Source organism: Microcella sp., assembly GCF_040286215.1.
Classification (GTDB): Bacteria; Actinomycetota; Actinomycetes; order Actinomycetales; family Microbacteriaceae; genus Microcella.
In genome coordinates this window covers 1-7,078 of sequence record NZ_JAVKCK010000016.1, presented here as the reverse complement: position 1 = coordinate 7,078, position 7,078 = coordinate 1, and the positions used below count along the sequence as shown (strand labels likewise).

Annotated in this window: 7 protein-coding genes; 6 read left to right on the top strand and 1 reads right to left on the bottom strand. The window is 66.5% G+C overall.

The annotated features are described in order from the left end of the window. Window positions 1–285 precede the first annotated feature (285 nt). Both RJQ01_RS07665 and RJQ01_RS07660 read left to right on the top strand, forming a co-directional pair. Entirely contained in the window at window positions 286–1,515 is a 1,230-nt protein-coding gene (locus RJQ01_RS07665; protein ID WP_350476154.1) for an MFS transporter, read from the top strand. A 183-nt stretch (window positions 1,516–1,698) separates the two neighbouring features. Beyond that, window positions 1,699–2,316, top strand: coding sequence for a hypothetical protein (locus tag RJQ01_RS07660; RefSeq protein WP_350476153.1), 618 nt, complete (start codon window positions 1,699–1,701; stop codon window positions 2,314–2,316). Window positions 2,317–2,365: 49 nt separating this feature from the next. Here the strand turns inward: RJQ01_RS07660 and RJQ01_RS07655 are convergent, their stop codons facing one another. Continuing rightward, window positions 2,366–2,638, bottom strand: coding sequence for a hypothetical protein (locus RJQ01_RS07655; protein WP_350476152.1), 273 nt, complete (start codon window positions 2,636–2,638; stop codon window positions 2,366–2,368). 459 nt (window positions 2,639–3,097) lie between these two features. Here RJQ01_RS07655 and RJQ01_RS07650 point away from each other — a divergent pair, with 459 nt between their 5' ends. The 4 genes from RJQ01_RS07650 (at window position 3,098) to RJQ01_RS07635 (ending at window position 6,554) form a co-directional block, all read left to right on the top strand. After that, window positions 3,098–3,670 (top strand): YdeI/OmpD-associated family protein, encoded by a 573-nt coding sequence (locus tag RJQ01_RS07650; protein ID WP_350476151.1) that lies wholly within the window; start codon window positions 3,098–3,100, stop codon window positions 3,668–3,670. An 84-nt stretch (window positions 3,671–3,754) separates the two neighbouring features. After that, window positions 3,755–3,919 (top strand): DUF8730 family Cys-rich protein, encoded by a 165-nt coding sequence (locus tag RJQ01_RS07645; protein ID WP_350476150.1) that lies wholly within the window; start codon window positions 3,755–3,757, stop codon window positions 3,917–3,919. A 619-nt stretch (window positions 3,920–4,538) separates the two neighbouring features. Then, window positions 4,539–5,270: a GntR family transcriptional regulator gene (locus RJQ01_RS07640; protein ID WP_350476149.1), complete on the top strand. Its 732-nt coding sequence runs from the start codon at window positions 4,539–4,541 to the stop codon at window positions 5,268–5,270. Between the two features lie 93 nt (window positions 5,271–5,363). Continuing rightward, complete coding sequence (locus tag RJQ01_RS07635) at window positions 5,364–6,554, top strand: MFS transporter (RefSeq protein WP_350476148.1); 1,191 nt, start codon at window positions 5,364–5,366, stop codon at window positions 6,552–6,554. Window positions 6,555–7,078 lie beyond the last annotated feature (524 nt).

Sequence of the window (7,078 nt, the reverse complement as noted above, 5' to 3'; positions counted from 1 at the left end):
GGCAACCCCGAGCAGGCGGTCGAAGAGCTGAAGAAGTTCGAGGCTCTGGGGGTCGAGCACCTGGTGTTCGACTTCCGCTTCAAGTTCGACCGGTACTTCGAGCAGATCGAACTCCTCGGCACCGAGGTCATCCCCAAGATGGCGAAGAGCTAGTCTGACTCAGGAGCTTCGGCTGAACGCTCCTGCGTTCTGTCCATGCGTGCCGCCTGACCTGCACCACCGCTGAGCGGTGCAGCGTCGAGGCGGCACGCATGCGTGTGGCGACGACAGAGGCTGGTGAAGCGCGTGCGACCCTCCTTGGAGAGATGGCTCATCAGAGTCCTCGTCTTCGCGTTCCTTCAGAACCTCGTTCTGCAGGGTATTCGTCCGATGGTGTCGTACCGTGCTCTCGACCTCGGTGCCGATGGCTTCTGGCTGGGCTTCATCGCGGGGTCGTATGCGCTCCTGTCGTTCCTCGCGGCCGTGCCGCTGGGGCAGCGTGTCGCACGGTGGGGCGAGCCAGGCATGCTCGTCATCGGCACGATCATCACGATCTCCAGCACGGCCAGCCTTCTCGTCATCGACACACTGTGGCTACTTGCGGTCAGCCAGGCGATCTTCGGGCTGGGTCAGGTGATGACTGTCGTCGGCGTGCAAGCTCTCGTCGGCAACGCGGGTGATCCGCGGGAGCGGGATCGACGATACGGCGCTCTCACAGTCGTCGTGTCGTTCTCGCAGTTCGCGGCGCCTGCCGCCGCGGGGCTGATCGCGGGCGGGGGCTTGATGACGCAGGTGGTGGAGAGCACCGCAGTCGACACCCGCTCAGTGTTCGCGATCGCCACGGCGGCTGCTGGACTCGCCTTCCTCGCGGCAGTGACGATGATCATCTGGCGGCCAGCTGGAGCCGGCCCGTGGCCGGACGCGCAGGGCACGTCGCGCCGGGCGGGTACGGTCGCGTCGATGCGTGAGGTTGTGGCCATTCCGGGAATGACCCGAGCACTCTTCGTGGGCATGTCGGTGATCACGTCGATCGACATCATCACGGCCTATCTGCCCGCGTACGCGGAAGAGGCTGGCATTCCCGTGCAGACGGTCGGGTTCCTCTTGGCGACGCGGGCGCTCGCGTCGATCGTCTCGAGAGTCGGGATGCTGCGTCTGATGAGGTGGTTGGGTCGACGGACACTGCTCCTGGTGGCTGTGCTCGCGGCTGGGCTGTCGCTGGCGGTCTTCCCCTTCGTCCCGCTCGCGCTGCAGTTCGGCGCAATGGTTCTGGTCGGGCTCGGTCTCGGTCTGGGGCATCCGGTGACGCTCTCCTGGGTAGCTGGCCGAGCGCCGAGAGCTCTGCGCGGCCCTGCCCTCGGCATCCGCGTGAGTGGAAACCGGCTGGGCCAGGTTATCGTTCCGGGGATCGTCGGGGTATTGACCGGTGTTGCCGGGGTCGGCATCGTCTTCGCCGCGCTCGCCACGTCGCTACTCGCCAGCGCGATCGTGCTTCTGGGCGCGAAGTTCGACCTGCCGGGTGAGCCGGAAGCCTAGGGGTTCCCACGATCGCGTTCGACGGGCTGGGCCGCCGCTCCGGGCTGGCGTCGTCACGGGATCACGAAGCGCGGGTGGTTTGCCGTGCCGAGGCGCGTAGAGTTCAAGGAAATGGCTTTCAGATTGCACTTATCGCGCGGCGACGAGCCGGTCATCTCCGCCACTGGTAGACGTTCAGCACGCGTGACACCCGTGCGGCAAGTGTTCGCCATAGTCATGGCGACGTGCGTCGCCCTGCTCGCGGCGGGAGCGACACCACCGTCAGCGGAGGAGGAACTCGCGCTCTTCGCGGCGGCGAACGCGCAGTCGTTCGTCGTGCCCGCATCGGTGGAGGCACCGGAGGTCGTACGCGACGAGTTCGACGCGACTCCTGGCTACGAGACCTTCATCGCGGGAGGCACGAACCATGATTGGGCGAAGCTCGTGCTGCTCATGGGAGAGTTCCCCCTCACCGATGGCAACGTCACGGTCGTCACGCGCTGGATGCGCCAGGAGAACTATGTGGACGCGTGGTGGACGCGCAACAACCCGCTCAACAACGGCTGGGGCTCGGGCGGTGGTGGCGGCACGGGCAGTTATGTGCACCTCGTCGACGCGGCCGAGAACGCGGCCGAGGCGCTCCACTCGCTGCCCCGCTACCGCGAGATCGTGACGACACTGCAGGGTTCGGCGCCGACTGAGGAGGTCGAGCGCGCCATCTGGTTCTCGGGCTGGGCGACAGGCATGTACAACAACGGTGCGCACTGGGCCTACAACGAGGTGCCGGTCGTCACGGCACCGCCGAGCGCCTGGGGTCGCTGACCCCGCGGAGCGGGTTCGGCCCGTCGGCGCTCGGCGACGCTGTGCGCGCTCATCGTGGCGGAACGAGCAGGCGGAGCGCCCGCTCGTGCGCCAGCTCGCGGCGCTCGGCCGCGAGCTGCTGCTCGACACGCCTTGCGCGGCGCTCGTGGCGCACGGCGACCGTGGAGCGCCGGCTCCACCGCACGAGGGCGAGACCCACGTGCAGCGCGAGCCGGTCGAGGGGGCTCACGCGCGCAAGCCGCGCGGAGCGATCCTGGGGCGCGAGCGTATTCGGGGGGTGGCCGGGCAGCGGGCGCTGCCGAGCCGAGAAGAGCGTGTTCATGAGGGGTGTTCCTTCACTGCTGCGAAGACCGTGGGGGAGGTGACGGGCAGCCAGACGTGAGCGTCCGACTGCCCGTCGCGAGCGCTCGACACGAGTGCTGAGCGGCACGGGGCGTCGGCCCGCGGCGCGCGACGGAGAACCCTGCACAGGTAGTGGGTTACCGAGATCGCGCACGACGGCGGGCCGTGGACTTCGAGAGCGTCGCCACCGTTACGAACGGCGGCGGAATCCGTCAGCCGTTCAGGCGGTGAAGACGCCGACGAAGCCGGCGGTGGTGGGAATCATTCCCTGAGTATGAATAACCATGGCCGACCTCCTTTCGTCATATGGCGCGGGGAGAATCTAGCGGGATGCCCGGGGCCAGCGCAAGGCTTCGCGAGCGAGTCATTCGCCCTGTTGTCGATTCGTGACCTCGCGCACTCTGATCGTCATGTCGGAGGCGTCGCCTACTCTGAGCCCGTGGTGGCCAACGACCAGAAGCCCGTGATGCTGTTCGAGCGCGTCGAGCACTGGGAGGAGTGGCTCGAGGCGCATCCTGATCATCCCGGCGTGCGCCTGAAGATGCGTAAGAAGGCCTCGACGGCGCCCGGCATCGCCTATGCCGAGGCGCTCGAGTCGGCGCTGTGCTTCGGGTGGATCGATGGCCAGATCTACCGACTCGACGACGACTACTCGCTGCAGGTGTTCACGCCTCGTCGCCCGCGCTCGGTGTGGTCGCAGCGCAACGTCGCGATCGTGGACCGGCTGACCGCGGAGGGCCGGATGCGCCCGCCGGGGCTCGTGCAGGTCGAGCGCGCGCAGGAGGACGGCCGGTGGGATGCCGCCTACCGGCAGAAGGGGGCGATCGTTCCCGATGACCTGCAGGCCGCACTCGACGCCTCACCGGCAGCGGCGCAGACGTTCGCCGGGCTCGGTGCGCAAGCGCGCTTCGGGGTCATCTTCCGGCTCAACGGAGGCAAGCGTGCCGAGACGCGTCAGCGCAAGATCGAGGGCTATATCGAGTCTCTCGCTCGTGGGGTGTCGCCGCTCTGACGTAGAAGCGCACGAGTCACTGGTGCGGACTATGATACCCCGGGGGGTATACTGGTGTCACGCATACGGAAGGGACACCCACCTATGTGCTCTGCCATCACCTGCCGACAGTGCGGCAAGACCACCTGGACCGGTTGCGGCCAGCATGTCGATCAGGTCATGCGGCGCGTGCCGCAGAGTCAGCGCTGCCAGGGTCATGAGCGCGAGCCCGGCCTGTTCTCGCGCCTGCTCGGCCGCGCGCAGGCCTGATCCGTTGCGCGCAGGCCTGATCCGGTGTGAGGGCACGGCAGACGAGCACGGAGGTTGACGCGGAGGCCACTGCGGTGCGCGCAGCTGCCGACGTGCCAGCGGTCGGACGCGATGACGGGGGGAAAACCTCGGCACGGAGACCTGCATGGCCGGGGCGCACGAGGCGAAGGGGCGCAGCTGGTGATGCTGAAGAACAACAGTTCCCTTCGTCCACAGCAACTCTGCGCTCGTCGCGCGCTGTGCGCGTCAGGAGAGTGACAGAGACGCGCAGTGGACTTCAGCAACCCGCTCGGCGACGGTGGGGGCTCGGTCGGCGTAGACGGTACGAGGCCACCACACGCGCGGTGGTGCGCACGGACGCTTCTTCTCCCGTGCGACTTCCAGGGCGGCTGCGGATCGTTCACGCTACTCGATTGCTGTCCGGGGTCGCACAGCGCGGAAGGCAGCGAGGGAGCGACGGCGGGAAGCACGGTGGCAGAGAGAATCGGCACCATAGACATCGCCGAGTGGTCACTCACCTTTCTCCTCAAGAGCTCGGCATGGCACGTGTCGGATACCGGGCTCGAGCGGCCGTGCTGGGGTAAGGTCGGGTGATCCTGGGCGAAGGGAAGTCGACTGCATGGAACAGGGCGCATCAGAGCGCAATGCCCTCGCCGAGAGCGGTATCGGGGGCTTGCAGGAGCTCGCGAACCGGGCCGCATCCGGCTACCGCTCCGTGGGAGCCATGGTGTATCACGTACTGCGGGATGCCATCGTCGCGGGGGTATTCGTTCCCGGGGAGAAGCTCAGGCAGGAGACACTGGCCGAGGCGATTGGCGTTTCCCGCGTGCCCGTGCGATCGGCGCTGATCCAGCTCGAGTCCGACGGTTTGGTCGAGCTGAAGGATCGCAAGGGTGCGGTCGTGCGCTCGCTCAACGCTGCGCAGGTTGCCGAGATCTACAATCTGCGCATTCTTCTCGAGGGCCACGCGTTGACGAACTCGATGGCGAACATGACCGTGGAACGCGCCGATCGTCTTCGCGTGCTGGCAGATGAGGCCGACAGCGAGTTGGAAGGCGCAAGCTTCGTGAGCGCGCGCAAGGCTTTCTACGTCGTGCTGTACGACGCCGAGAGCAGCCCTGTGCTGTGGGAGCTGATCGAGGATCTGCGGCTCCGAGTGGGCCGTTACATTCTCGGGTGGCGCGTCGCGGACGGGCGTGGTCATTCCCATCGAGAGTTGGCTGACGTCGTCACGACCGGGAACGCTGCGGAAGCACTTGCTGCGCTGCACGATCACCTCGGGCACGTTCGCGACGGCGTGTTGAACATGCTCGAGCACGAGAAGCGCACACACCAGGCGACGCCCAGCTGAGTGTCGTTGCGGCGAGAATGCCGCGGGCGCCCGTCAAGGGATACTGGATACCAAATCTATCGCTGGACCTTGGTGTGCCTCTATCGTGGGCCCATGCGGCGAACCGGATCGATCACTCCTCGACCTGAGTGGGCTGCCGCAGCCGCCGGCGCAGTGGTCCTCACGGGTGTTCAAGGCCTCGTGCCCGCGCTGCCCGATCTGCAGCGAGATCTGGGTATCGATGACCCAACGTTGTCGTTGGTCATGGCGGTCTACGTCCTCGCCGGCATGGCTGTGGCATTTCCGGTCGGGGTCGTCTCCGATCGCATCGGGAGTCGTCGGGTCATGGTGGCTGCGCTGACAGCATTCGGGGTCGTGGCTGCGATCGTTCCGGTGTGGCCCTCACTCGTAATGCTGGTGGCCGGTCGCATCGTGCAGGGGGCATGCTTCGGCATCGTGCTTTCCCTGAGCGTCGCCATTCTGGCCGAGTCGGTATCCCGAGCTCGTCAAGCCACCGCGCAGTCTCGCCGGGTGGTCATCATGTCCAGCACGGAGGCCGTTCTCCCGTTCGTCGCGGGGCTGACGACGGTAGCGGGCGGCTGGCAGGCCTCGTACCTGCTTGGCCTTCTCGCGCTGCCCGTGGCGGTGTGCTGCGCAGTGTGGTTACCGCCGCGGCAGCCGCAGGCGGCCGGGTCGATCAGGAGCGTCTCTCCGAGCCGGAGTGCGCTCGACGCCCTGTTCACACTGCGAGGAGTCGGTGTGCAGATTCCCGGCTTCGCGCGGTTCTTCCTCAAGTTCGCTGGCTTGACCTACTTCCCTCTGATTGCCGACCGAGCGGCGGGCATGGATGCGGCCGAGACCGGCTTGCTCATCAGTGTTGCCGCCATTGTCGGAATCATCTCTGCATCACTCGTGCCTCCGGTGCTTCAGCGATGGGGTCTTCGTGTCGCGCTCGGAGTGTCGATCGTTCTCAGCGCAGGCCCGTTCCTGGCGATTCCGCTGGTCTCCAACGCGCCGCTGCTGGTCGCCATCGTCCTCCTGGCCGGGATCGGAGACTCTGTACTCGGCGTTGCCAACAACATCGTGGCGAGCGCCGCTGCACCAGCGCGCGCGCGCGCGGCCTACATCGGATTGACCGCGACGATTCGCAACGCCGGCAAAGTCGCGGCGCCGGCACTCGTGGCGACTGTGGCGTTCATCATTCCCCTGGGGCCAGCGCTGGCAGTCGTCGGGGTCGTGGGTCTTGCCTCGCTCGCTGGCGTCGGTGCCAGCGGCCGTGCCGTCGACGACGACTCGCGTGAATAGTCACCTGATCGAAATCTGGAGTTAGTACTGGATTCTGGATACAAAAACCGACATGATGGAGTCATCTCGCACAGAGTCGTTCTCGTGACAAGGGAGGAGGGATGCTCATGGCCTCTACGCGTGTCAGTTGCCCCACGATGTCGTCGCCGCATCACCCTCGCGAATGCTCCCGGTGCGGCGTGTGGCGAGAAAATCGCGTGGCCTCCAGACGAATGACGGATTCATTCGCATCCCACGACTGTGAGTTCGGTGCCAGCGCAGTGCCTCGGGCGCTCGGTCGTGCCACCCCGGCTAGCTGGATGCGGTCCACAGGTGCGGAGCGAACGGGAGTTCGCGGCATCCATGTCTTCACCGATGGCACCGTCACCGGCGCGCCGGTTACGGGAAAGCTCGCGTTGTCGAGCGCTGACAGAGAAGGAAAGTGACCATGAAATTCGGGCTCCTACTGCCGCACTTCGGCGAGCACGCCAGCAAGGACAAGCTTCTCGAGGGCTCGATCCTCGCCGAGAAGATGGGCTTTGACT